Source organism: Kitasatospora sp. NPDC001660, from assembly GCF_053596725.1.
In genome coordinates, this window is sequence record NZ_JBSFGU010000149.1 from 1 (window position 1) to 1,059 (window position 1,059).

Annotated in this window: 2 protein-coding genes; both read right to left on the reverse strand. The window is 71.2% G+C overall.

Annotated elements, in window-relative coordinates; all coding sequences use genetic code 11:
* On the reverse strand, nt 1-377 hold a 377-nt coding region (locus tag ACWCXH_RS39975; protein WP_449806427.1), incomplete at its 3' end, for a histidine kinase.
* A gap of 142 nt (nt 378-519) precedes the next feature.
* Nucleotides 520-1,059, reverse strand: a 540-nt coding sequence (gene kdpC / locus ACWCXH_RS39980) for a K(+)-transporting ATPase subunit C (protein ID WP_449806428.1), incomplete at its 5' end; no start/stop codon positions are given.

The window sequence follows — 1,059 nt, forward strand, 5'->3', positions numbered from 1 at the left end:
CCGGCGGCGAGCAGGTCCTCGACGTCCTGCCAGCGCTTGGCGTTGCGGCCGCCGGGGATGTTGGTGTGCGCGAGCTCGTCGACCAGGACGACGGAGGGGCGGCGGGCGAGCACGGCGTCGAGGTCCATCTCCTCGAACTCGGCGTCCCGGTAGGAGCGCCTGACCCGCGGCAGGACCTCCAGGCCGGCCAGCATGCGCTCGGTGTGCCGGCGGCCGTGGCACTCGATGTACCCGACCACGACGTCGGCCCCGCGCTCCTGTCTGCGCCGCGCCTCGTCCAGCATCCGGTAGGTCTTGCCGACCCCGGGGGCGGAACCCAGGTACACCCGCAGCCGGCCTTTGCGGGTGCCGGTGCCGGGTGTGAGGTCGCGGGCCATGGGCGCTGCTCTTTCGTGTCCTGCGAGGCGGCCTGCCTAGTGGGCGGCCTCGCGCCGGGGTCGGGATGTACGGCGGCCGACCCGGGCGGGGGTTGGTGCCCCGCCCGGGTCGGCCCGTTTCACAGCTCCAGCGGTACGGCTGTCACTTCTGTTCCAGAAGCGCCTTGTTGAGGAGGACGACGTTGACGCCCTCCTGGCCGAGGAAGCCGAGGGAACGGCCCTCGGTGTACTTGTCGACCAGCTTGGCGACCGTCTCCACCGGGAGGTTGCGCTCCTTGGCGACGCGGTTGACCTGCTCCTTGGCGTAGGCCACCGAGATGTGCGGGTCGAGGCCGGAGCCGGAGGCCTCCAGCGCGTCCGCCGGGACGCTCGCCGGGTCGACGCCGTCGAACTGGGCGACGGCCGCGCGGCGGTCGTTGACGGCCTTCAGCAGGTCGTCGCTGTTCGGGCCCAGGTTGGAGGCGCCCGAGTTGTCACCGGCGTAGTTGTTCGCGGAGGGCCGGGGCTGGAACCACTTCGGGTCCGGCACCGGGTCCTCCTTCGGGTCGTCCGGGTTCTTCTTCGGCAGGTTGTAGTTCTGGCCGATCAGGCTGGAACCGATCGTGTCGCCGTCGGACTTCACGATCGAGCCGTTGGCCTTGTCGCTGAAGGCGACCTGCGAGATGCCGGTGACCAGCAGCGG